General features: G+C 67.1%; 22 protein-coding genes. 1 reads left to right on the top strand and 21 read right to left on the bottom strand.

Going from position 1 to position 22,405, the window contains the following annotated elements:
• Positions 1-71: 71 nt before the first annotated feature.
• From hisA to AC07OD_RS21020, 7 genes are read right to left on the bottom strand one after another with little or no spacing between them, the layout of a single operon-like run.
• A complete protein-coding gene (gene hisA, locus AC07OD_RS21050; RefSeq protein ID WP_218340329.1) occupies positions 72-812 on the bottom strand; it encodes a 1-(5-phosphoribosyl)-5-[(5-phosphoribosylamino)methylideneamino]imidazole-4-carboxamide isomerase in 741 nt (246 codons plus the stop codon).
• Positions 813-868: 56 nt separating this feature from the next.
• Positions 869-1,546 carry an imidazole glycerol phosphate synthase subunit HisH gene (gene hisH / locus AC07OD_RS21045; protein ID WP_218340330.1) on the bottom strand — a complete coding sequence of 226 codons (678 nt, stop codon included), beginning with the start codon at positions 1,544-1,546 and terminating at the stop codon, positions 869-871.
• A gap of 52 nt (positions 1,547-1,598) precedes the next feature.
• A complete protein-coding gene (gene hisB / locus AC07OD_RS21040; RefSeq protein ID WP_218293446.1) occupies positions 1,599-2,234 on the bottom strand; it encodes an imidazoleglycerol-phosphate dehydratase HisB in 636 nt (211 codons plus the stop codon).
• Complete coding sequence (locus AC07OD_RS21035) at positions 2,231-3,352, bottom strand: pyridoxal phosphate-dependent aminotransferase (protein ID WP_218340331.1); 1,122 nt, start codon at positions 3,350-3,352, stop codon at positions 2,231-2,233. Before AC07OD_RS21035 ends, hisB begins: the two co-directional genes overlap by 4 nt.
• Positions 3,349-3,801 carry a PIN domain-containing protein gene (locus AC07OD_RS21030; protein ID WP_218293444.1) on the bottom strand — a complete coding sequence of 151 codons (453 nt, stop codon included), beginning with the start codon at positions 3,799-3,801 and terminating at the stop codon, positions 3,349-3,351. The genes AC07OD_RS21035 and AC07OD_RS21030 overlap by 4 nt, the downstream gene beginning before the upstream one ends.
• 14 nt (positions 3,802-3,815) lie before the next feature.
• Complete coding sequence (locus AC07OD_RS21025; RefSeq protein WP_008905190.1) at positions 3,816-4,040, bottom strand: hypothetical protein; 225 nt, start codon at positions 4,038-4,040, stop codon at positions 3,816-3,818.
• Positions 4,041-4,097: 57 nt separating this feature from the next.
• Positions 4,098-5,552, bottom strand: a complete 1,455-nt coding sequence (locus tag AC07OD_RS21020) for an aminotransferase-like domain-containing protein (RefSeq protein ID WP_218293442.1) — start codon at positions 5,550-5,552, stop codon at positions 4,098-4,100.
• Between the two features lie 151 nt (positions 5,553-5,703).
• On the opposite strand from AC07OD_RS21020, the gene AC07OD_RS21015 reads away from it, so the two are divergent.
• Positions 5,704-6,117 (top strand): DUF2917 domain-containing protein, encoded by a 414-nt coding sequence (locus tag AC07OD_RS21015; protein ID WP_494597945.1) that lies wholly within the window; start codon positions 5,704-5,706, stop codon positions 6,115-6,117.
• On the opposite strand, the gene hisD is transcribed toward AC07OD_RS21015, so the two are convergent.
• The 14 genes from hisD to AC07OD_RS20945 form a co-directional block, all read right to left on the bottom strand.
• Positions 6,104-7,486 carry a histidinol dehydrogenase gene (hisD, locus tag AC07OD_RS21010; protein WP_492244188.1) on the bottom strand — a complete coding sequence of 461 codons (1,383 nt, stop codon included), beginning with the start codon at positions 7,484-7,486 and terminating at the stop codon, positions 6,104-6,106. The genes AC07OD_RS21015 and hisD overlap by 14 nt on opposite strands.
• Positions 7,487-7,508: 22 nt before the next feature.
• Positions 7,509-8,168, bottom strand: coding sequence for an ATP phosphoribosyltransferase (gene hisG / locus AC07OD_RS21005; protein WP_370627805.1), 660 nt, complete (start codon positions 8,166-8,168; stop codon positions 7,509-7,511).
• Positions 8,165-9,439: a UDP-N-acetylglucosamine 1-carboxyvinyltransferase gene (gene murA / locus AC07OD_RS21000; RefSeq protein ID WP_218293439.1), complete on the bottom strand. Its 1,275-nt coding sequence runs from the start codon at positions 9,437-9,439 to the stop codon at positions 8,165-8,167. Before murA ends, hisG begins: the two co-directional genes overlap by 4 nt.
• An 86-nt stretch (positions 9,440-9,525) precedes the next feature.
• Positions 9,526-9,768, bottom strand: coding sequence for a BolA family protein (locus tag AC07OD_RS20995; RefSeq protein ID WP_218293438.1), 243 nt, complete (start codon positions 9,766-9,768; stop codon positions 9,526-9,528).
• A gap of 1 nt (position 9,769) precedes the next feature.
• Positions 9,770-10,525 carry an ABC transporter permease gene (locus AC07OD_RS20990; RefSeq protein WP_218293437.1) on the bottom strand — a complete coding sequence of 252 codons (756 nt, stop codon included), beginning with the start codon at positions 10,523-10,525 and terminating at the stop codon, positions 9,770-9,772.
• The gene (locus AC07OD_RS20985) at positions 10,522-11,547 is read right to left on the bottom strand and encodes an ABC transporter ATP-binding protein (RefSeq protein WP_218293436.1); all 1,026 of its coding nucleotides are present in this window, start codon (positions 11,545-11,547) and stop codon (positions 10,522-10,524) included. Before AC07OD_RS20985 ends, AC07OD_RS20990 begins: the two co-directional genes overlap by 4 nt.
• Before the next feature lie 92 nt (positions 11,548-11,639).
• Positions 11,640-11,912 (bottom strand): STAS domain-containing protein, encoded by a 273-nt coding sequence (locus AC07OD_RS20980; RefSeq protein WP_218293435.1) that lies wholly within the window; start codon positions 11,910-11,912, stop codon positions 11,640-11,642.
• A gap of 56 nt (positions 11,913-11,968) precedes the next feature.
• Positions 11,969-12,619, bottom strand: coding sequence for an MlaC/ttg2D family ABC transporter substrate-binding protein (locus AC07OD_RS20975; protein ID WP_218293434.1), 651 nt, complete (start codon positions 12,617-12,619; stop codon positions 11,969-11,971).
• 161 nt (positions 12,620-12,780) lie between these two features.
• The gene (locus AC07OD_RS20970; RefSeq protein WP_370627806.1) at positions 12,781-13,551 is read right to left on the bottom strand and encodes an MlaA family lipoprotein; all 771 of its coding nucleotides are present in this window, start codon (positions 13,549-13,551) and stop codon (positions 12,781-12,783) included.
• Between the two features lie 5 nt (positions 13,552-13,556).
• Complete coding sequence (gene mlaD / locus AC07OD_RS20965) at positions 13,557-14,051, bottom strand: outer membrane lipid asymmetry maintenance protein MlaD (protein ID WP_218293432.1); 495 nt, start codon at positions 14,049-14,051, stop codon at positions 13,557-13,559.
• Between the two features lie 39 nt (positions 14,052-14,090).
• Complete coding sequence (gene mlaE, locus AC07OD_RS20960; protein ID WP_218340336.1) at positions 14,091-14,873, bottom strand: lipid asymmetry maintenance ABC transporter permease subunit MlaE; 783 nt, start codon at positions 14,871-14,873, stop codon at positions 14,091-14,093.
• Complete coding sequence (locus tag AC07OD_RS20955) at positions 14,870-15,688, bottom strand: ABC transporter ATP-binding protein (protein ID WP_218293430.1); 819 nt, start codon at positions 15,686-15,688, stop codon at positions 14,870-14,872. Before AC07OD_RS20955 ends, mlaE begins: the two co-directional genes overlap by 4 nt.
• A 328-nt stretch (positions 15,689-16,016) precedes the next feature.
• Positions 16,017-17,510, bottom strand: coding sequence for a glutamate synthase subunit beta (locus AC07OD_RS20950; RefSeq protein WP_218293429.1), 1,494 nt, complete (start codon positions 17,508-17,510; stop codon positions 16,017-16,019).
• 48 nt (positions 17,511-17,558) lie between these two features.
• Complete coding sequence (locus AC07OD_RS20945) at positions 17,559-22,289, bottom strand: glutamate synthase-related protein (protein ID WP_369641644.1); 4,731 nt, start codon at positions 22,287-22,289, stop codon at positions 17,559-17,561.
• Positions 22,290-22,405: the final 116 nt, after the last annotated feature.

Below are 22,405 nucleotides of genomic sequence, written 5' to 3'. Positions count from 1 at the left end.
CCGTGGAACTGGCTTCGCCAGGCCACTGGCGTCGTCCCCCTTGGGGGAAGCGGCGCAGCCGCTCAGGGGGGTTATCCATTCAACTCGTCGGCGCGCGCCTGCGCTGCCGCGAAATCAAGGTCGCCGCTGTAGATGGCGCGGCCGCAGATCACGCCTTCGACGCCCTCTTCCTCGACGGCGCACAGCTGTTCGATGTCGGCCATGTTGGACAGGCCGCCCGAGGCGATCACGGGGATGGAGAGCGACTGCGCGAGCTTCACCGTCGCGTCGATGTTGATGCCCGAGAGCATGCCGTCGCGGCCGATGTCGGTGTAGATGATGGACTCGACGCCCCAGTCCTCGAACTTCCTGGCCAGGTCCACGACCTCGTGGCCCGTGAGCTTGCTCCAGCCGTCGGTGGCCACCTTGCCGTCCTTGGCATCGAGGCCCACGATGATGTGGCCGCCAAAGGCGCTGCACGCGTCCTTCAGGAAGCCGGGGTTCTTGACCGCTGCCGTGCCGATGATCACGTAGCGCAGGCCGCCGTCGATGTATTTCTCGATGGTGTCCAGGTCACGGATGCCGCCGCCGAGCTGCACCGGGATGTCGTCGCCCACCTCCTGGAGGATGGACTTGATGGCGGTGTAGTTCTTGGGCACGCCCGCGAAGGCGCCGTTCAGGTCCACCAGGTGCAGGCGGCGCGCACCGGCATCCACCCACTTGCGCGCCATGGCGGCAGGGTCTTCTCCGAAGGTGGTGGATTGGTCCATATCGCCTTGCTTGAGGCGTACGCAGTGGCCGTCCTTGAGGTCGATGGCGGGGATGAGCAGCATGGTGGTGAAGTTCGGGAGGAAAAGGGCGAGGCAGGGCTCGGCCCGAACGGGTTGGATTAGGGATTCCAGTGCAGAAAATTGCGGTACAGGGCCAGGCCGTGCTCCGCGCTCTTTTCAGGGTGAAATTGCGTGGCGAAAATATTATCGCGCGCAACGGCGGCGGCGAACACACCGCCGTAGTCCGCCTGCCCCGCGCAGTGGGCCGCGTCTCGCGGCACCGCATAGAAACTGTGCACGAAGTAGAAGTAGCTGTGGTCGGGCACGCCGGCCCACACCGGGTGCACCTTGCCCGCGTGCGGCACCTGGCGCACCTGGTTCCAGCCCATCTGGGGCACCTTGTAGCGGCTGCCGTCGGGCTGGGTGCGGCCCGCCAGGTCGAACTTGCGCACATCGCCGTGGATCAGCGACAGGCCGGGCGTTCCTCCATGGGGGCCCTCGGCACTGTGGTCCAGCAGCATCTGCATGCCCACGCACACGCCGAACATCGGCTTGGCGGCGGCCGCTTCGAGCACGGATTCCTGCAGGCCGGATTCGCGCAGCTCGCGCATGCAGTCGGGCATGGCGCCCTGCCCCGGCAGCACGATGCGCTGCGCCGCGCGCACGTCCTCGGGACGCTGCGTGACGACCACGGTCCAGCCGGTGCCCTCTGCGGCGGCCTGCACGGCCTGCGACACCGAGCGCAGGTTGCCCATGCCGTAGTCCACGACCGCAACGGTTTTTGCTTCCATATTCATAGCTATTGGCGCTTATTCATCAAGCGTTAGCGCTTGATCTGGCTCAAAAATTTCACAAGGAGCCCTTGGTGGACGGAATGACGCCCACCGAGCGCGGATCGCGCTCCAGCGCCGCGCGCAGCGTGCGCCCGAAGGCCTTGAAGATGGTTTCGCACTGGTGGTGGGCATTGATGCCCTTGAGATTGTCGATGTGCAGCGTGACGCCCGCGTGGTTCACGAAGCCCTGGAAGAACTCGTACACCAGCTGCGTATCGAGCTGGCCGATGCTGCCGGCCGTGAACTTCACGTCGATGTGCAGCCCCGGGCGGCCCGAGAAATCCACCACCACGCGCGACAGCGCTTCGTCGAGCGGCACGTAGGCGTGGCCGTAGCGGCGGATGCCCTTCTTGTCGCCCACGGCGCGCGCAAAGGCCTGGCCCAGCGTGATGCCCACATCTTCGACCGTGTGGTGGCCATCGATGTGCAGGTCGCCTTCGCAGTCGATGTCGAGGTCGATCAGCCCGTGGCGGGCGATCTGGTCGAGCATGTGGTCGAAGAAGCCGATGCCGGTGGAAAGCTTGGCCTGGCCCGTGCCGTCGAGGTTGATGCGCACGCGGATGCGCGTCTCGGCAGTGTTGCGGCTGACCTCGGCGATGCGGTCGGCCAGGGGATCGGGCGTTGCGGAAGTGACGAGTGCGGAGGAAGTCATAGGGAGGCTTGCAGGGCGGCGAGCATCTGCGCGTTGTCGGAGGCGGCGCCCACCGTGAGGCGCAGGCAGTTGGCCAGCAATGGGTGCATTGTAGAAACGTTCTTGACCAGGACCTTGCGGTTTTTCATGCCCTCGTACGCCCGGGCGGAATCCGCCACACGGACGAGGATCATGTTGGCCTCGCTGTCCCAGCATTTTTCGATGCCGGGCATCTGCCGCAGGGCCGCCAGGAGCTTCGTGCGCTCGGCGCGGATCTCGGCGGCCTGCCCGGCGAACACGTCGGCGTGCTCCAGCGCGAACAGCGCGGCCTCGCAGTTGAGCACGCTCACGTTGTAGGGCGGGCGCACCTTGTCGATCTCGCTCACGAACGCGGCGGGGCCGATGAGGTAGCCCAGGCGCACGCCCGCCAGGCCGAACTTGCTGAGCGTGCGCATGAGCAGCACGTGGGCGTTGCGGGCTGGCTCGGCCCGCATGCGGTCGATGAAGGTGCGGCTGGCAAAGGGCTGGTAGGCCTCGTCCATGACCACGATGCCGCCCTGCGCGCCCGCGGCGTCGACGATGCGCTGCACCGCGCCCTCGTCCCACAGCGTGGCCGTGGGGTTGTTCGGGTAGGCGATGTAGGTGATGGCGGGGTTGTGCTGCGCGATGGCGGCCAGCATGGCGGGCTCATCCAGCTCGAAATCGGGCGTGAGCGGCACACCCACAAAATCCAGGCCCTGCAGTTGCGCGGACAGCGGGTACATCACGAAGCCCGGCATGGGCGCCAGCATGGTGGCGCGCTGGCCCGTGCCGGGTTGCGCGCAGGCCAGGGCCAGCAGGGTGATGAGTTCGTCCGAGCCGTTGCCCAGCACGATGCCGTAGCCCTCGGGCAGGCCGGCGTATTGGGCCAGCGCGGCCTTCAGGTCCAGCAGGCGGTCGCCGGGGTAGCGGTTGAGCGCGACCGCGCCCAGGCGCTGGCCCAGCGCGGCCTGCAGGTGCGCGGGCAGGCGGAACGGGTTCTCCATCGCGTCCATCTTGAGCATGCCGGCGGAAGGCTGCACGCCGTAGGCATGCATGGCGCGCACGTCGGGGCGGATGCGGGCCAGGGCCTGGAGGGGAGACGACGCGGGAGTAGTCATTCGGTGGTGTCCAGTTCGTTGGGGGTGATGAGAAACGGGTTGATGGGGCGCACGGCGTCCAGGGGCTCGCCGTGCGGCAGGGCTTCGGTCAGCAGGTAGCGGCAGCCCTGCTGGTGGGCGGACGAGAGGATGAGCGCATCCCAGTAGCCCAGGCGGTAGCGGTCCTGCAGGTCCCAGGCGCCGTCCACGGTGTAGGAGTCCAGGTGCGGCGGCAGCCACACGCGCAGGCGGCGCACCTGGGCGCGCACCTGCTGCAGCACCTGCGGGCCATCAAAGCGCTGGATCGCCTGGTTGTACAGCTCGTTGAGCACCTGCGAGCTGATGCGGCCGCTGCGCGTCTGCCAGCAAAAGCTGATCCATTCGCGGGCCCGCGCCTGGCGCTCGGCATCGCGGTCGTCCACGCTGGCCAGCAGGATTTCGGTATCGACAAAGATGGGGACGGTGCTCATGGGTATTGCACCGCTCAGCGCAGAAACAGGGTTTCGCGGGGCACATACGGGCCGCTGGACGCACCCCAGGATTCAAACCCCAGCGCCTCGCGCATGGCCTGGGCGTAAGCGTCTTCCTGGCGCATCTTTTCGGCCAGCCATTCCCCCAGCAGGCGCGAGACGCTGCTGCCGCGCCTGGCGGCTTCCACGCGCACCCATTCGGCGACGGTGTCGTCCATGGTCACGGTGATGTTTTTCATGGCTGAAATATTACACGAACTTCGTGCACCACGAACTTCGTGTTGTTTTCTGGGCGGTTACGCGGCCTTGAGCTGTGTCCCTGCCCGCAGCATCTGGCACGCCATGTCGCCCACGGTGCGCAGGGCCGCCAGATGGGCAGGCGACCAGTCACCGCCCACGCCAATGCGCAGGCAGTTGCGAAACCGCCCGCTGGCGCTGAACACCGTGCCGGGCGCGATCAGGATCTGCTGCGCCAGGCAGGCCTCGTGCAGCTGCACCGAATCGAGCGCGCGCGGCAGCTCCAGCCACAGCAGCAGCCCGCCGGGCGGGTCGCTCACCCGGGTGCCCTGCGGAAAGTGCGCGGCGATGATGCGGCGCACCTCGTCCATGCGCGCGGCCACGGCCGCGCGCAGCTGGCGCATCGCGGCGGCATGGCCGGCCTGGGTGATGAGGTCGGCCAGCGCCAGCTCCAGCACGGCCGACTGCCCGCCCGCCTGCAGGTCCTTGATGGCGCGCAGCTTGTCGGCCCAGCGCCCGGCCTCCAGCCAGCCCAGGCGCAGGCCCGGCGCCAGCGTCTTGGAAAACGAATCGCACAGCATCACGTGGCCCGTGGTGTCGTACGACTTGACGGTGCGGCGCATCTCGTCCACCTCCACGAGGTCGTTGTAGATCGCGTCCTCGATCACCGCCATGCCATGGCGCGCCGCCATCTGCGCCAGGCGCTTGCGCTCGGCCTGCGGCATGCAGCTGCCCAGCGGGTTGCTGAGCGTGGGGACGATCATCACGGCCTTGACCGGCTGGGTTTCCAGCGCCAGCTGCAGCGCATCCAGCGACAGGCCGTTGCGCGGGTGGGTGGGAATTTCCAGCGCCTTGAGGTGCAGGCCCTGCAGCACCTCCAGAAAGGAGAAATGCGTGGGCGACTCCAGCGCCACCACGTCGCCCGGCTGGGTGACGGCGCGCAGGCACAGCGCAATGGAGTCCATGCAGCCGCCGGTGACCACGATGTTCTCGGGGTCCAGGCTGCAGCCCAGGCCCACGGCGTAGCGCGCGATGGCGCGGCGGGCGTCTTCGTGGCCCGAGGAGCTGGGGTAGGTGCACAGCAGGTTGCGGTGGCGCTGCGCGGCGCGCACGACGGCGCGGCGCACGCGGTCGGGGTTGAACAGCTCGGGGCCGGGCGTGCCGCTGCTGTACGAGATCATGTCCACCGGCTGGTTGCGGCCCAGGATGCGCTGGCCCAGCCAGTCCACAGACACCTCGCGCGGACGGCGCAGGGGGCGCGGCGTGCTGGGCTCGGGCAGGCTCACCGGTCGCGCCGCGACGAAGAAGCCCGAGCGCGGGCGCGCGGTGATCAGGCGTGCATCCTCCAGCCAGTGGTAGGCCTGCACCACCGTGGTCTGCGCCACGGCATGCTGGCGCGCCAGCTCGCGCACCGACGGCAGCTTTTCGCCGCGCGCCAGGGTGCCATTGCGGATCAGCTGCGCGAGCTGCTCGGCGATCTGCAGGTACAGCGGGGGTGCGTCATCGGTGGCCATGCTGCATTCTGTACTGGCACCCTGGCCGGCAGACAGTACAGAGGCGGGCCAGTACAACCAGTACAGATGGGCTGGTACATGGTTCTGTACTGGCCCAGATGGTCCATGCCTGTGGCTGGCGGCGCACGGCGGGTGGCCGCACAGTGAAGGCATGAACTCGCTGCACACCCCCACCCTCCCGTCGCCCGCTTTGCCGACCCCGCCAGCGGTCCCGCTCACCCTGCAATGGAAGCGCCAGCCGCTGCCGCCACTGCAGGCCGTCCAGGTGCTGGACTTCCGTGCGGGCGACATGGCCCTGCTCGAAGTGGAACAAGGCCGCGTGTGGGTGACCTGCGACGGCCTGCTGGAAGACTATTTCCTGGAGGCCGGCCAGCGCCTGTCGTTCACCGGGCCCGTGCGGCTGCGCGTGAGCGCCGAAGGCCACCGGCCCGCCCGCCTGAACTGGGCGAAGCACCGGTCCGTGGCAGGGGCCGCCTGCCCGCCCGCCCCCGCTGCAGCCTCTCAGGCCAAGGCGACGGCACCCGCGCCAGGCACCCTGCCACGGGGTGCGATCAGCGCGGCTTGAGGGGCGTCGTCAGCCGCATCTCTGCCGCCTGCGCGTGGGCCTGCAGGCCCTCGCCATAGGCCAGCTCGGCGGCGATGGTGCCCAGCACCTGGGCACCGGCCTCGCTCACCTCGATGAGGCTGCTGCGCTTCTGGAAGTCGTACACGCCCAGAGGCGATGAGAAGCGGGCCGTGCCGCTGGTGGGTAGCACGTGGTTGGGGCCCGCGCAGTAGTCGCCCAAGGACTCGCTGGTGTAGGCCCCCAGGAAGATCGCGCCCGCGTGGCGCAGCAGCGGCTCCCAGCGGTGCGGGTCGGTGCTGCTCACCTCCAGGTGCTCGGGTGCGATGCGGTTGCTGATCGCGCAGGCTTCTTCCATGTCCTTCGTCAGGATCAGTGCGCCCCGGCCGGTGAGGCTCTTGGCGATGATCTCGGCGCGCGGCATGGTGGGCAGAAGGCGGTCGATCTCGCGCTGCACGGCGTCGAGGTAGGCGGCGTCGGGGCACAGCAGGATGCTCTGGGCCAGCTCGTCGTGTTCGGCCTGTGAAAACAGGTCCATCGCCACCCAGTCGGGCGGCGTGCTGCCGTCGGCCAGCACCAGGATTTCGCTGGGGCCCGCGATCATGTCGATGCCCACCGTGCCGAACACGCGCTTCTTGGCGCTGGCCACGTAGGCGTTGCCGGGGCCGGTGATCTTGTCCACCTTGGGCACGGTTTCGGTGCCGTACGCCAGCGCGGCCACGGCCTGCGCGCCGCCGATGGTGAAGGCGCGCGTGACGCCCGCCACGTAGGCGGCGGCCAGCACCAGTTCGTTGCGCTCGCCCTTCGTCGAAGTGCCCTCGCCCGTTCCACCGGTGGCCACGCTGCCGCGCACCGGTGTGGGCACGACCATGATGATTTCCTGCACCCCCGCCACGTGGGCCGGGATGGCGTTCATCAGCAGGCTGGACGGGTACGCGGCCTTGCCGCCGGGCACGTAGATGCCCACGCGGTCCAGCGGCGTGACCTTCTGGCCCAGCAGCGTGCCGTCCTCGTCGCGGTAGCTCCAGCTCTCGCCCGAGGCTTTTTTCTGCGCCTCGTGGTAGCTGCGCACACGTTTGGCGGCAGCCTGCAGCGCGTCGCGCTGGGCCTCTGGAATGGCGTCGAACGCGGCCTTGAAGTCGGCCTGGGTCAGCTCCAGCGCCGCCATATCGGGGGCCGAGAGGCCATCGAAACGGGCGGTGTACTCCAGCACCGCGGCGTCACCGCGCTTTTGCACGTCGGCCAGGATGTCGGCCACGCGCTGCTCGATGGCCGCGTCGGTGTCGGCCGACCAGTGCAGGCGGGCTGCGAAATCAGCCTCGAAAGTGGCCGCAGCGGTGGACAGACGGGCGGGAGCAGCTACCAGAGTCATAGTGTCAGTCAGTGGGTAGGGGTCAATTCTTTTCCGCAGGAATGGCCGAGGCGAACGCATCGATGATGCGGCGCAGCGGCGCCTGCTTGAGCTTGAGCGCGGCCTGGTTGACCACGAGGTGCGAGCTGATGTCCATGATGCGCTCGACCTCCACCAGGTGGTTGGCCTTGAGCGTGTTGCCGGTGGAGACCAGGTCCACGATGGCATCGGCCAGCCCGGTGAGCGGTGCGAGTTCCATGCTGCCGTAGAGCTTGATCATGTCCACGTGCACGCCCTTGGTCGCGAAGAAGTCGCGCGCGATGCTGGTGTACTTGGTGGCGACCTTCAGGCGCGAACCCTGCTTGACGGCACGGGCGTAGTCGAAATCGTTGCGCACGGCCACGCTCACGCGGCACTTGGCGATCTGCAGGTCCAGCGGCTGGTACAGGCCCTGGCCGCCGTGTTCGATGAGCGTGTCCTTGCCGGTCACGCCGATGTCGGCGCCGCCGTACTGCACATAGGTAGGCACGTCGGTCGCGCGCACCAGCACCACGCGCACGTTGGGCTGGTTGGTGGGCAGGATCAGCTTGCGCGACTTTTCGGGGTCTTCCAGCACCTCGATGCCGGCGGCGGCGAGCAAAGGCAGGGTTTCGTCGAAGATGCGGCCTTTGGAAAGCGCCAGGGTAATCATGCTGCTGCTCATGCTGTGATCCGTTCAATGTCCGCGCCGATGCCGCGCAATTTCGCTTCCATGCAGTCGTAGCCGCGGTCCAGGTGGTAGATGCGGTCCACCATGGTTTCGCCGTCGGCCACCAGGCCCGCGATGACCAGGCTGGCCGAGGCGCGCAGGTCGGTGGCCATCACGGTGGCGCCCGACAGGCGGGGCACGCCCTCAATGATGGCGACCTTGCCGTCGGTCTGGATCTTGGCGCCCAGGCGCACCAGCTCGTCGACGTGCATGAAGCGGTTTTCAAAAATCGTCTCGGTCACCGTGGCCGTGCCCTGCGCGATGCAGTCGAGCGCCATGAACTGCGCCTGCATGTCGGTGGGAAAGCCGGGGTACTCGGTGGTGCGAAAGCCCTGCGCCTTGAGCGTGGCGCCGCCCGCGCTCTGCACGCGGATGCCGCCGTCGACGGCCTGCACCTGCACACCGGCCTCGCGCAGCTTCTCGATCACGGCGTCCAGGTGGTCGGCGCGCCCATGGCGCAGCACCACGTCGCCGCCCGTGGCGGCCACGGCGCACAGGAAGGTGCCGGCCTCGATGCGGTCGGCCACCACGCGGTGGGTGCAGCCGTGCAGCTTCTCGACGCCCTGGATGCGGATGCGGCTGGTGCCGTGGCCTTCGATCTTCGCGCCCATGGCAATCAGCATCTCGGCCAGGTCGGAGATCTCGGGCTCCTGCGCGGCGTTCTCCAGCACGGTCTCGCCCTCGGCCAGCGCGGCGGCCATGAGGAAGTTCTCGGTGCCCGTCACCGTGACCATGTCGGTGGTGATGCGCGCCCCCTTCAGTCGCGTCCAGCCTGCGGGCAGCTTGGCGATCATGTAGCCGTGCTCGACCACGATGTCGGCGCCCATGGCGGCCAGGCCCTTGATGTGCTGGTCCACCGGGCGCGAGCCGATGGCGCAGCCGCCAGGCAGCGACACCGTGGCCTCGCCGAAGCGCGCCAGCAGCGGACCCAGGGCGAGCACCGACGCGCGCATGGTCTTGACCAGCTCGTACGGCGCCTCGGGCGTGTTCAGGCCGCTGGCATCGATGCGCACCGTGCCATCGTCGGCACGCGCGGCCGCCACGCCCATGTTGCGGATCAGCGTGAGCATGGTGCTCACGTCCTGCAGCTGCGGCACGTTCAGCAGCGTGACCGGCTCGGCCGTGAGCAGCGCGGCGCACAACTCCGGCAGGGCGGCGTTCTTGGCGCCGGATACCAGCACCTCGCCATGCAGGCGGCGGCCGCCGCGGATCAGGAGTTTGTCCATCTCGAAACCAGAAATATGAATAAAAAGTGCCGCCAGCGCTTTTCCATCAAGCGCAGGCAGCTATTAAAAGAGGAGCAATCTAGCAATCACCGGGGCTGCGCGGCCCATTCAGCGGGCGTGAAGGTCTTCATCGACAGCGCATGCACCTCGTCGGTGTGCATTTTGGCGCCCAGCGTGGCGTACACGCGCTGGTGCCGCTGGATGGCGCGCCGGCCCTCGAACTCGGCCGAGACGATGGTGGCGTACCAGTGGCGGCCGTCACCCTCGAGCGCGATGTGCTCGCAGGCCAGGCCAGCGGCGATGATGTCTTTGAGTTGGTCTGCGGTCATGTCAATTCCGAATTTTGTAGCCGGTGCGCAGCAGGTGGACCGCCAGGGCGCTCACGGCCAGCCAGGCCACGCCCACGATGGAGAGGCTGAGCCACGGCGAGGTATCGCTCTGGCCAAAGAAGCCGTAGCGGAAACCGTCGATCATGTAGAAGAACGGGTTGAGGTGGCTCACGGTCTGCCAGAAGGGCGGCAGCGACTGGATGGAATAGAACACGCCCGAGAGGAACGTCATCGGCACCACCACGAAGTTCTGGAACGCCGCGAGCTGGTCGAACTTGTCGGCCCACAGCCCGGCAATCAGCCCCAGCGTGGCCAGCAAGGCCGCCCCCAGGAAGGCGAACGCAAGAATCCACAGCGGCGCGGCGAACTCGGGCCGGGCGAACGCCAGCGTGACGATGAACACCCCCAGCCCCACCACCAGCCCGCGCACGATGGACGAGCCCACATAGGCCAGGAACCAGGCCCAGTGCGACAGCGGCGTGAGCAGCACGAACACCAGGCTGCCCATGATCTTGCTCTGGATCAGGCTCGACGAGCTGTTGGCGAAGGCGTTCTGCAGCACGCTCATCATCACGAGGCCCGGCACCAGGAAGGCGGTGTAGCTGATGCGGTCGTAGACCTTCACATGGTCTTCGAGCACGTGGCCGAAGATCAGCAGGTACAGCACGGCCGTGAGCACGGGCGCGGCCACGGTCTGGAAGCTCACCTTCCAGAAGCGCAGCACCTCCTTGTAGAACAGGGTCTGCCAGCCGGTCATCGTTGTGCTCCCACGCTCGGCACTGCGGTCTCCGCGCCGCCCCCCAAGGGGACTGCGCCCTGCCTGGGGCGGCCCGGCGCTGCGGCAGCCTCCACCCCCGCCAGAGGAATATTGGATGCCGAGGTGCCCGACATCACCTGCAGGAAAACGTCTTCCAGGTCGGGCCGGCGGATCTCCATGTCATGCACGTCCACGCCCGCCACCCGCAGCGCGGCCAGATGGCTTTCGATCTCGGCAGCGTCGTGCGCGGGCAACTGCACGATGCGGCCCGTGACGCGGGCGAGCGCGTTGAGCGAAGGCGGCAGGACCGCATCGGTCTTGAACTGCAGGATGCTGCCGGAGGCCGCCTGCAGCAGCTCGCTCGTGCGGTTCAGGGCCACGATGCGGCCCGACTTGAGCATGGCGATGCGGCCACACAGGGCCTCGGCTTCTTCCAGATAGTGCGTGGTCAGCAGCACGGTGTGGCCTTCCTTGTTCAGGCGCGCCACGAAATGCCAGAGCGTCTGGCGCAACTCCACGTCCACGCCCGCAGTGGGCTCGTCGAGCACGATGATGGGTGGCTTGTGCACCAGCGCCTGTGCCACGAGCACGCGGCGCTTCATGCCGCCCGACAGCTGGCGCATGTTGGCCGTGGCCTTGTCGGCCAGGCCCAGGTTTTCCAGCAGTTCGTCGATCCAGGCTTCGTTGTTCTTCACGCCGAAGTAGCCAGACTGGATGCGCAGCGACTCGCGCACGTTGAAGAAGGGGTCGAACACCAGCTCCTGCGGCACCACGCCCAGCTTGCGGCGCGCCTGGGCAAAGTCGGCCTGCACGTCGCTGCCCTGCACCAGCACACGGCCGCTGCTGGCACGGGCCAGGCCCGCGAGAATGCTGATGAGGGTGGTCTTGCCGGCACCGTTGGGGCCCAGGAGCCCGAAGAACTCGCCCTCCTCGATGTCCAGGCTGACCTGGTTCAGTGCCTGGAAAGGGCCTTTGGGCGTGGCAAAGGTCTTGGAGATGGCTTGGAATGAGACTGCGGGCATGAAGCCCCTGATTTTACGGCCTTGCACCAAAGAGCGCCGACCGGGGTCTGGCACGGCCCCTGGGCCGTCGCCGGCCCGGCCTGCCGCCGCTGTCAGGACGCGGGCGCGAGCAGCGTGCCCACGCCATACAGCCCCGCCAGGCTGCGCAGGGCGGCGGGCAGGCCTTGGACGGCAAAGGTCTTGCCATCGTCGATCGCTTCGCGCCGGCACTCGAGCAGCACCGCCAGCGCCGACGTGTCAAACACCGCCAGCGCATGGGCATCCACCATGACGCAGGGCTCGCGGTGCGCCTTCAGGCCCTGCAGCAGCATGTGCAGGCACACCGTGGCCTGGCGGTGGGTCAGTTCGGCGGGTAATACCAGCATGTCAGTGCCCCATGGTGCCGCGCGCCGGCCGCGGCGCATGAAACCGGTGTGCCATTTCAGCCCTTGGCGCCGGCATTGCTCTTGTTGCGGGCCACCAGTGTCTCGATCAGGCCGTCGATGCCCTTGGCGTTGATCTCCTGCGCGAACTGGCCGCGGTAGGTTTCCACCAGCCACACGCCCAGCACGTTCAGGTTGTAGATTTTCCATCCCGCACCGTCGCCGGGGGTTTTTTCCAGCCGGTAGTCCAGCTGGATCGGATCGCCACGGCCGACGATTTCGGTGCGCACCAGCACGTCCTTGTCCTCCGGGGCGGCCCGCAGGGGCTTGACTTGGATGGTCTGGTCGTTCACCTGCGCCAGCGCCCCCGCGTAGGTGCGCACCAGCAGGACCTTGAACTCGTCCTGCAGGCGCTTTTGCTGCTCGGGGGTGGCCTGGCGCCAGCCGGGGCCCACCGCCGCGGCGGTCATGCGGCGGAAGTTCACGTTGGGCATCACGGTCTTGTCCACCAGCGCGATGATCTTTGCCAGGTCGCCGCTCTGGATGGCCTTGTCCGCCTTCACGGTGCTGAGCACATCGGCCGACAGGCGCTTGATCAGCGCATCGGGAGCTTCATCCGCGGCCAGGGCGGCCAGGGGCGCGGCGCCCAGCGCGGCCACGGCCGTCAGGCACAGGGCCATGTGGCCCAGGGTACGTCGGTTCATCGTCATGATGTCTTCTACTTTCTCGGGAGCTGCGGGCGCCGGTGGCACCCGGCGTTCATTCATTGTGGGCGGCCAGCGCAGGCCCCGTGCGTCGCGCGGGTTGCGGATTGCAAGCAAGTGCAACACGCCTGCCCCGGACATGGCCCGCCACGGATTGCGCCACCGCCTCAGCGCGGAGGCTCTTCGGGCAACACGCCATCATTGGCGTTGCGCTCGTCCTTGTCATCGCCATTTTGCGCCGTGCCCGCCTGCTGCTGGCTGCGCACCTGCAGGAACACGTCGCGGGTGAAGCTGTACTTGTCCAGGGCGGCGCTGTCGAGCACGGACCCCGCGCGCAGCAGGTTGGCGCGCACGTCCACGGCACGCAGTGCATACAGCGCATTGCGGGCCGATACCGGGTCCACATAGCTCACCGCGTTGCCCTTCCAGTCGACGGGCAGGGCCAGCGTGTCGCGCACGGTGGAGGGGCCCAGGATCGGCAGCACCAGGTACGGGCCCGTGCCCATGCCCCAGTACCCCAGCGTGAGGCCGAAATCCTGCTTGTAGCGGTCGATGCCCAGTTCGCTGGCGATATCGAGCACGCCGCCCAGGCCCATGAAGGTGTTCACGTTGACGCGCATGAAGGTGGACGCGGCGGCTTCCGCCCGCAATTGCAGCACGTTGTTCACGAACGACCACACATCTCCCACGTTGGCGAAGAAGTTGCTGACGCCCGTGCGCACCGGTGCGGGCGTGGCTTCCTTGTAGGCAATCGCCACCGGCTTGAGCACCATCGCATCGACCTGCTCGTTGAAGTTGGTCATGCTGCGGTTGTAGGACTCCAGCGGGTCGCGCGGGTCCGGGTTGGCCACCGTGGCGCAGCCCGTGAGCAGTGCCGCTCCCAGCAGAAAGGCCAGCCACGCGGCGGCGCGGGCGGCGGGTTGGGAAAGCTTGGTCATCGTCGTCATTTCTTGTCACCTGCCCCTGCGGGCTTGCTGTTGCTGCCGTCTTCGGCCTTGTTGTAGAGGAATTGTCCGATCAGGTTCTCGAGGACCACGGCCGACTGCGTGGCGGTGACCATGTCGCCCGCCACCAGGTTCTTCTCGTCGGCACCGGCCTCGATGCCGATGTACTGTTCACCCAGCAGGCCGCTGGTGAGGATCTTGAGGGAGCTGTCCTTGGGGAAAGCGTAGCGGTTTTCCATCGCCAGCGTCACCCGCGCCTGGTAGGTCTTGTCGTCGAACGTGATGGACTCCACACGGCCCACCACCACGCCGGCACCGCGCACCGCGGCCTGGGGCTTGAGGCCGCCAATGTTGTCAAAGCGCGCGGTGATGCGGTAGCCGGGCTGGAAGTTCAGGCTCAGCAGGTTGGCCGACTGCAGCGCCAGGAAGACCAGCGCCACCGTGCCGAGCATGACGAACAGCCCTACCCAGAGATCGTTTTTGGATGGTTGCATTGTTTGATTTCTCCACTCCGGCGGCTTTTCGGGCCCGCCTCAGATACTGAACATCAGGGCCGTGAGCACGAAGTCCAGCGCCAGCACGGCCAGGGACGCCATGACCACCGTGCGGGTAGTGGCGCGCGCCACGCCTTCGGGCGTGGGCTTGGCGGCATACCCCTGCAGCAGCGCCACGAACGTGACGGTGAAGCCGAAGACCACGCTCTTGATCACGCCGTTGCCCAGATCGCGCCAGACGTCCACGCCGCCCTGCATCTGGCTCCAGAACGCCCCGTGGTCGACACCGATCATGAGCACGCCCACGATCCACCCGCCGGCCACCCCCACGGCGCTGAACACCGCCGCCAGCAGGGGCATGGTGATCACACCGGCCCAGAACCGCGGCGCGAGGATGCGGCGCACCGGGTCCACGGCCATCATCTCCATGGCGGAAAGCTGCTCGCCCGCGCGCATGAGGCCGATCTCGGCCGTGAGCGAGGTGCCCGCGCGGCCGGCGAACAGCAGGGCCGTCACCACGGGCCCGAGCTCACGCACCAGCGACAGCGCCACCAGCATCCCCAGGGCTTCGGAAGCCCCGTACCGCTGCAGCGTGTAGTAGCCCTGCAGGCCCAGGACAAAACCCACGAACAGGCCCGACACCGCGATGATGGCCAGCGAGTAGTTGCCCAAAAAATGGATCTGGTCGCGCACCAGCGATGGCCGCATGAAGGCCGCGCCCACCAGCTGCAGCAGCCGCGCGAACAGGCGGGCGGCCATGCCGATATCGGACAGTTTCTGGCGCACGGCAAAGCCCACGTCGGACGGCTTGTACCAGCTCATAGCACCCGCCCCCCGAACGGACCGAAGTCCTGCTCCACGGTCGGGCCCGCGTAGTGAAACGGCACGGGCCCGGTCGGCAGCGCGTTCACGAACTGGTGGACCAGCGGGTCGGCGCTCGCCCGCACCTCGTCGGGCGTGCCCTGCGCGGCCACCACGCCCGCGCCCAGAATGATCACATGGTCCGCAAGCCGGAAGGTCTCTTCCAGGTCGTGCGAGACCACGATGCTCGTGAGGCCCAGGGCATCGTTGAGCTGACGGATCAGCTGCGCCGCCGTCCCCAGGGAAATGGGGTCCAGCCCCGCAAACGGCTCGTCATACATCACCAGTTCGGGGTCTAGCGCAATGGCACGCGCCAGCGCCACGCGCCGCGCCATGCCCCCGGAAATCTGGCTGGGCATCAGGTCGCGCGCGCCGCGCAGGCCCACGGCATGGAGCTTCATCAGCACCACGTCCCGGATCAGCGCCTCGGACAGGTCGGTGTGCTCGCGCAGCGGGAACGCCACGTTCTCGAACACGCTCAGATCCGTGAACAGCGCCCCGAACTGGAACAGCATGCCCATGCGGCGGCGCGCTGCATAGAGCTGGCGGGTGTCCATGCGCCCCACGTCGTCGCCATTCAGGAGCACCTGGCCAGCCTGCGCGCGCTGCTGGCCGCCGATCAGGCGCAGCACCGTGGTCTTGCCCCCTCCGGAGGCACCCATCAGCGCCGTCACCTTGCCCCTGGGCACCGCCAATGTCACGTCGCGCAGGATGACGCGGTCACCGTAGGAGAACGTGACATTGCGCAATTCGGCAAGACAGGAAGACTCAGGCATGCAATGGAAGGGGTTCGGAAATCCGGAGAACGGGCGGCCGCGACGCATGGGAACATGCTGCGCTCACACAGCGGCGATGGTAGCTGAAGAAACATACATTCATGTATGTTTGCGTTTCAACACCGCCGCCGGCGGGGCCACGGGAGCTATCCCGCGTGCGGCAACCCCGGATTGACAGGCACCGATTGTGCCAATAAAGGCCGCCATCCGCTGCGCTCTGCTCCAAGGCCCTGACCGACGGGCGTCCTGGCCGCGCCGGTGGCGCCGCGCTCCCTCGGGCGAAAAAAAACGGCGCCCCAGGGCGCCGTTGTTGCAGTGCGACACTGCCTCAGCGCGGCAGGTCGGAATATCCCATCAGGAATTCATCCACGGCACGGGCGGCCTGGCGGCCTTCACGAATGGCCCACACCACCAGCGACTGGCCCCGGCGGATGTCGCCGGCGGCAAACACCTTGGGCGCGTTGGTCGCGTAGCCGCCATCGAAGTCCGTGGTGGCGCGGGCGTTGCCGCGGGCATCCTTGTCCACGCCAAACGCCTCCAGCACGGCGGCCACGGGGCTCACGAAACCCATGGCCAGCAGCACGAGGTCCGCCTTGAGGATCTGCTCGGAGCCGGCCACCTCGACCATCTTGCCGTCCTTCCACTCGACGCGCACGGTCTTGAGGCCGGTGACCTTGCCGGACTTTCCGTCTTTCCCGTCGCCGATGAACTCCTTGGTGGAGATCGCGAACTCGCGCTCGCAGCCCTCTTCATGGCTGGAGCTGGTGCGCAGCTTGATCGGCCAGTAGGGCCAGGTCATGGGGCGGTTTTCTTCTTCGGGGGGCTGGGGCATCAGCTCGAACTGCGTGACGCTCGCCGCACCGTGGCGGTTGCTCGTGCCCACGCAGTCGCTGCCGGTGTCGCCGCCGCCGATCACGATGACGTGCTTGCCGTCCGCGCGCAGCTGTCCCTTGAGCTTGTCGCCCGCGTTGACCTTGTTCTGCTGGGGCAGGAATTCCATGGCGAAGTGGATGCCGTCGAGGTCGCGGCCGGGCACGGGCAGGTCGCGCGACTGCTCGGCGCCGCCGGTCAACAGCACGGCATCGAACTCCTTGTGGAGCTGCTCGGGCGTGACGGTTTCCTTGGCCCAGTTGGTGACCTTGGAGCCCTTGCCCAGGCCGTCCTTGGGCGCGCCCACGAACACGCTGGTGCGAATGACCACGCCTTCGGCTTCGAGCTGCTTGACGCGGCGGTCGATGTGCGACTTCTCCATCTTGAAGTCCGGGATGCCGTAGCGCAGCAGGCCGCCCACGCGGTCATTCTTCTCGAACAGCGTGACGCTGTGTCCGGCGCGCGCCAGTTGCTGCGCGGCCGCCATGCCGGCTGGGCCCGAGCCCACCACGGCCACCTTCTTGCCGGTCTGGTGCTTGGCAGGACGCGCCTGCACCCAGCCTTCGTCCCAGGCCCGGTCGATGATGGCGTGCTCGATGGACTTGATGCCCACGGCGTCGTCGTTCACGTTGAGCACGCAGGCCGCCTCGCAAGGCGCCGGGCAGATGCGGCCGGTGAACTCGGGGAAGTTGTTGGTGCTGTGCAGCACCTCGATCGCGCTCTTCCAGTCCTGGTGGTACACCAGGTCGTTGAAGTCCGGAATGATGTTGTTGACCGGGCAGCCGTTGTTGCAGAACGGCGTGCCGCAGTCCATGCAGCGCGCGCCCTGCACCTTGGCCTGGCTCTCGTCGAGGCCGATGACGAATTCCTTGTAGTGCTTCAAGCGCTCGGGCACGGGCTTGTAGCCCTCTTCGATGCGCTCGTATTCCATGAAGCCGGTAGTTTTTCCCATGACGATGTCCTTGTCTATGAATGCTGTGCTGGTCTCTGCGGCATCGCCTTACTTGGCGGGGACCGCTTCTTTTTTGGTAGCAGCTACCGCTGGCGTAGCGGACTCCTCCAGCACTTTTCGTTCATAAATTTCAGCCAACGCACGCTTGTACTCGGTCGGGAAGACCTTGACGAACTTGCTGCGCGACGCCGCCCAGTTGTCCAGGAGCTCGCGCGCACGCTTGCTGCCCGTCCAGCGGTTGTGGTCCTCCAGCAGCTTCTTGAGCTGCGCCTCGTCGGTCTGGCCGTTGTGCCAGATGGCGCGGGGCACGCTGGCCTTCTGCTCTTCAGCCGGAAGGATGCGCTCCAGGCTGACCATGGCCATGTTGCAGCGCGTGTCGAACTGGCCGTCCTCGTCATAGACATAGGCCACACCGCCGCTCATGCCCGCGGCGAAGTTGCGGCCCGTCTTGCCCAGCACCACCACCGTGCCGCCGGTCATGTATTCGCAGCCGTGGTCGCCCGTGCCTTCGACCACCGCCGTGGCACCCGACAGGCGCACCGCGAAGCGCTCGCCCGCCACGCCGCTGAAGAAGGCTTCACCCGTGGTGGCACCGTACATCACGGTGTTCCCCACGATGGTGTTGCGCACCGCGTCGCCGCGGAAGTCGATGCTGGGGCGCACGATCACGCGGCCGCCCGACAGGCCCTTGCCCGTGTAGTCGTTGGCGTCGCCGATCAGGTACAGCGTGATGCCGCGCGTGAGGAACGCACCGAACGACTGCCCGCCCGTGCCTTCGAGCTGGATGCGGATGGTGTCGTCCGGCAGGCCCTCGGGGTGCACGCGCGTCACGGCACCGGAGAGCATGGCGCCCACGGAGCGGTTCACGTTGCGCGCCACCTCGATGAATTGCACGCGCTCGCCCTTTTCAATGGCGGGCTTGCTGCGCTCGATGAGCTTGCGGTCCAGCGTGTGCTCGATGTTGTGGTCCTGCACATCCACGTGGAAGCGCGGCACATCGGCGGGCACGTTGGGCTGGGCGAACAGGCGGCTGAAGTCCAGGCCACGTGCCTTCCAGTGTTCCAGTCCCTGGCGCATGTCGAGCAGATCGGTGCGGCCGATCAGGTCGTCGAACTTGCGGATGCCCAGCTGGGCCATGATCTGGCGCACTTCCTCGGCGATGAAGAAGAAGTAGTTGACCACGTGCTCGGGCTTGCCCGAGAACTTGGCGCGCAGCGCGGGGTCCTGCGTGGCCACACCCACCGGGCAGGTGTTCAGGTGGCACTTGCGCATCATGATGCAGCCCTCGACCACCAGGGGTGCCGTGGCGAAGCCGAACTCGTCGGCACCGAGCAGCGCGCCGATGGCGACGTCGCGGCCGGTCTTCATCTGGCCGTCGGCCTGCACGCGCACGCGGCCGCGCAGACGGTTGAGCACCAGGGTCTGCTGGGTTTCGGCCAGGCCGATCTCCCAGGGGCCGCCAGCATGCTTGATGGACGACCAGGGCGATGCGCCCGTGCCGCCGTCATGGCCGGCGATCACGAGGTGGTCGCTCTTGCACTTGGTCACACCCGCGGCGATGGTGCCCACGCCGACTTCGGACACCAGCTTGGTGCTGATGCTGGCGTGCGGCGCCACGTTCTTCAGGTCGTGGATGAGCTGGGCCAGATCTTCGATGGAGTAGATGTCATGGTGCGGCGGGGGCGAGATCAGGCCCACGCCGGGCACGCTGTGGCGCAGCTTGCCGATGTAGTTGGAGACCTTGCCGCCAGGCAGCTGGCCGCCTTCGCCGGGCTTGGCGCCCTGGGCCATCTTGATCTGGATCTGGTCGGCCGACGACAGGTATTCGGCCGTGACCCCGAAGCGGCCCGAAGCCACCTGCTTGATGCGGCTGCGCAGGGAGTCGCCATCCTGCAGGGGCAGGTCGACTTCGACGTTCTCGGCGCCGATCACGCTCTTGAGCGTATCGCCCTGCTTGATCGGGATGCCCTTGAGTTCGTTGCGGTAGCGCGCGGCGTCCTCGCCGCCCTCGCCGGTGTTGCTCTTGCCGCCGATGCGGTTCATGGCCACGGCCAGCGTGGCATGCGCCTCGGTGGAGATGGAGCCCAGGGACATGGCGCCCGTGGCGAAGCGCTTGACGATTTCCTTGGCGGGCTCGACCTCGTCCACGGGGATGGCCTTGGCAGGGTCGATCTTGAACTCGAACAGGCCGCGCAGCGTCATGTGGCGCTTGCTCTGGTCGTTGATGATCTGTGCGTATTCCTTGTACGTGTTCCAGTTGTTGGCGCGCGTGCTGTGCTGCAGCTTGGCGATCGCATCGGGGCTCCACATGTGCTCTTCGCCACGGGCGCGCCAGGCATATTCGCCACCGGCGTCCAGCATGGTCTCGAGCACCGGGTCGTCACCGAAGGCGGCCTTGTGCATGCGGATGGCTTCCTCGGCGATCTCGAAGACGCCGATGCCTTCCACGCGGCTGGCGGTGCCGGTGAAGTACTTGCCCACGGTTTCCGTGTTCAGGCCGATGGCCTCGAACAGCTGGGCACCGCAGTAGCTCATGTACGTGCTCACGCCCATCTTGGACATGATCTTGGACAGGCCCTTGCCGATGGCCTTGACGTAGTTGTAGATGGCCTTGTCGGCCGACAGGTCGCCCGCGAGGTCCTTGTGCATGTCGGCCAGGGTTTCCATGGCCAGGTAGGGGTGCACGGCCTCGGCGCCGTAGCCGCCCAGCACGGCGAAGTGGTGCACTTCGCGCGCGGTGCCGGTCTCGACCACCAGGCCGGCCGTGGTGCGCAGGCCTGCGCCCACCAGATGCTGGTGGATGGCCGACAGGGCCAGCAGCGCGGGGATGGCCACCTGGGTGGCGCTCACGGCACGGTCGCTGACGATCAGGATGTTGGCGCCGCCCTTGATGGCGTCCACGGCCTGCGCGCACAGCGAGGCGAGCTTGGCTTCCACGCCCTCACGGCCCCAGTCCAGCGGGTAGGTGATGTCGATGGTGGCGCTCTTGAACTTGCCCTGCGTGTACTTCTCGATGTTGCGCAGCTTGGCCATGTCGGCGAAGTCCAGCACGGGCTGGCTCACTTCGAGCCGCATCGGTGGGTTGACCTGGTTGATGTCCAGCAGGTTCGGCTTGGGGCCGATGAAGCTGTTGAGCGACATCACGATGGCCTCGCGGATCGGGTCGATCGGCGGGTTCGTCACCTGCGCGAACAGCTGCTTGAAGTAGTTGTACAGCGGCTTGTTCTTGCCCGAGAGCACGGCCAGCGGGCTGTCGTTGCCCATGGAGCCGATGCCTTCTTCGCCGTTCCTGGCCATGGGGGCCATCAGGAACTTGATGTCTTCCTGCGTGTAGCCGAAGGCCTGCTGGCGGTCGAGCAGCGGCAAGGGTGCGGCCTCAGGGGTGGACGCGGTGTCGGTGCCCACGCTGTCGAGCTTGATGCGCAGGTTCTCGATCCACTGCTTGTAGGGCTTGGTGTTGACGATGTTGGCTTTCAGCTCGTCGTCGTCGATCATGCGGCCCTGTTCCAGGTCGATCAGGAACATCTTGCCGGGCTGCAGGCGCCATTTGCGCACGATCTTGTTCTCGGGGATGGGCAGCACGCCGGATTCCGAGCCCATGATGACCAGATCGTCATCGGTGATGCAGTAGCGCGAAGGGCGCAGGCCGTTGCGGTCCAGCGTGGCGCCGATCTGGCGGCCGTCGGTGAACACGATGGACGCCGGGCCGTCCCAGGGCTCGAGCATGGCGGCGTGGTATTCATAGAAGGCGCGGCGGCGCTCGTCCATGGTGGTGTGCTGTTCCCAGGGCTCGGGGATCATCATCATCACGGCCTGGCTGATGGGGTAGCCGGCCATGGTCAGCAGTTCGAGGCAGTTGTCGAACGTGGCGGTGTCGGACTGGTCAGCGAAGCTGATGGGATAGAGCTTTTGCAGGTCGGCCGCGAGCACGGGCGAGGCCATCACGCCTTCGCGCGCCTTCATCCAGTTGTAGTTGCCCTTGACGGTGTTGATTTCACCGTTGTGCGCCACGTAGCGGTACGGGTGGGCCAGGGGCCACTCGGGGAATGTGTTGGTGGAAAAACGCTGGTGCACCAGGCCCACGGCCGAGATGCAGCGCTCGTCCTGCAGGTCCAGGTAGTAGGTGCCCACCTGGTCGGCCAGCAGCAGGCCCTTGTAGACCACGGTGCGGCTGGACATGCTCGGCACGTAGTACTCTTTGCTGTGCTTGAGCTTCAGCGCCTGGATGTTGGCGCTGGCGGTCTTGCGGATCACGTACAGCTTGCGCTCCAGCGCGTCCTGCACGATCACATCGTTGCCACGGCCGATGAACACCTGGCGCAGGATGGGCTCCTTCTTGCGCACGGTGGGCGACATGGGCATGTCGCGGTTCACCGGCACATCGCGCCAGCCGAGCAGCACCTGGCCTTCGGCCCTGATGGCGCGCTCCATCTCCTGCTCGCAAGCCAGGCGCGAGGCATGCTCCTTGGGCAGGAAGATCATGCCCACGCCGTATTCACCGGCGGCGGGCAGCGTGACGCCCAGCTTCGCCATTTCCTCGCGGTACAGCGCGTCGGGAATCTGGATCAGGATGCCGGCACCGTCACCCATGAGCTTGTCGGCACCCACCGCCCCGCGGTGGTCGATGTTCTCCAGGATCTTCAGGGCCTGCGTCACGATGTCGTGGCGCTTTTCACCCTTGATGTGGGCCACGAAGCCGAGCCCGCAGGCGTCGTGCTCGTTACCCGATGAATACAAACCGTGTTGTTGCAGATGCTGGATCTCGGCAGCCGTGGTCATGGCGCACTCCTCATATTTTTCGCAGGGAGTGGAAGATTAGTGCATTGCAACATCTTTTGGCAAGCACATTAATTAGGGTCAGATTCTTAATCAATAGCTACAGATCAGCTCATCAT

The organism is Acidovorax sp. GW821-FHT10E03 (genome assembly GCF_059415205.1).
Note: the sequence above shows the minus strand (reverse complement) of the source record. Positions and strands in the feature narration are given on the sequence as shown.

Coding starts and splice junctions, on each gene's coding strand:
- hisA (WP_218340329.1), bottom strand. CDS start 812: ATGCTGCTCATCCCCGCCATCGACCTCAAGGACGGCCACTGCGTACGC.
- hisH (WP_218340330.1), bottom strand. CDS start 1,546: ATGAATATGGAAGCAAAAACCGTTGCGGTCGTGGACTACGGCATGGGC.
- hisB (WP_218293446.1), bottom strand. CDS start 2,234: ATGACTTCCTCCGCACTCGTCACTTCCGCAACGCCCGATCCCCTGGCC.
- AC07OD_RS21035 (WP_218340331.1), bottom strand. CDS start 3,352: ATGACTACTCCCGCGTCGTCTCCCCTCCAGGCCCTGGCCCGCATCCGC.
- AC07OD_RS21030 (WP_218293444.1), bottom strand. CDS start 3,801: ATGAGCACCGTCCCCATCTTTGTCGATACCGAAATCCTGCTGGCCAGC.
- AC07OD_RS21025 (WP_008905190.1), bottom strand. CDS start 4,040: ATGAAAAACATCACCGTGACCATGGACGACACCGTCGCCGAATGGGTG.
- AC07OD_RS21020 (WP_218293442.1), bottom strand. CDS start 5,552: ATGGCCACCGATGACGCACCCCCGCTGTACCTGCAGATCGCCGAGCAG.
- AC07OD_RS21015 (WP_494597945.1), top strand. CDS start 5,704: ATGAACTCGCTGCACACCCCCACCCTCCCGTCGCCCGCTTTGCCGACC.
- hisD (WP_492244188.1), bottom strand. CDS start 7,486: ATGACTCTGGTAGCTGCTCCCGCCCGTCTGTCCACCGCTGCGGCCACT.
- hisG (WP_370627805.1), bottom strand. CDS start 8,168: ATGAGCAGCAGCATGATTACCCTGGCGCTTTCCAAAGGCCGCATCTTC.
- murA (WP_218293439.1), bottom strand. CDS start 9,439: ATGGACAAACTCCTGATCCGCGGCGGCCGCCGCCTGCATGGCGAGGTG.
- AC07OD_RS20995 (WP_218293438.1), bottom strand. CDS start 9,768: ATGACCGCAGACCAACTCAAAGACATCATCGCCGCTGGCCTGGCCTGC.
- AC07OD_RS20990 (WP_218293437.1), bottom strand. CDS start 10,525: ATGACCGGCTGGCAGACCCTGTTCTACAAGGAGGTGCTGCGCTTCTGG.
- AC07OD_RS20985 (WP_218293436.1), bottom strand. CDS start 11,547: ATGCCCGCAGTCTCATTCCAAGCCATCTCCAAGACCTTTGCCACGCCC.
- AC07OD_RS20980 (WP_218293435.1), bottom strand. CDS start 11,912: ATGCTGGTATTACCCGCCGAACTGACCCACCGCCAGGCCACGGTGTGC.
- AC07OD_RS20975 (WP_218293434.1), bottom strand. CDS start 12,619: ATGACGATGAACCGACGTACCCTGGGCCACATGGCCCTGTGCCTGACG.
- AC07OD_RS20970 (WP_370627806.1), bottom strand. CDS start 13,551: ATGACCAAGCTTTCCCAACCCGCCGCCCGCGCCGCCGCGTGGCTGGCC.
- mlaD (WP_218293432.1), bottom strand. CDS start 14,051: ATGCAACCATCCAAAAACGATCTCTGGGTAGGGCTGTTCGTCATGCTC.
- mlaE (WP_218340336.1), bottom strand. CDS start 14,873: ATGAGCTGGTACAAGCCGTCCGACGTGGGCTTTGCCGTGCGCCAGAAA.
- AC07OD_RS20955 (WP_218293430.1), bottom strand. CDS start 15,688: ATGCCTGAGTCTTCCTGTCTTGCCGAATTGCGCAATGTCACGTTCTCC.
- AC07OD_RS20950 (WP_218293429.1), bottom strand. CDS start 17,510: ATGGGAAAAACTACCGGCTTCATGGAATACGAGCGCATCGAAGAGGGC.
- AC07OD_RS20945 (WP_369641644.1), bottom strand. CDS start 22,289: ATGACCACGGCTGCCGAGATCCAGCATCTGCAACAACACGGTTTGTAT.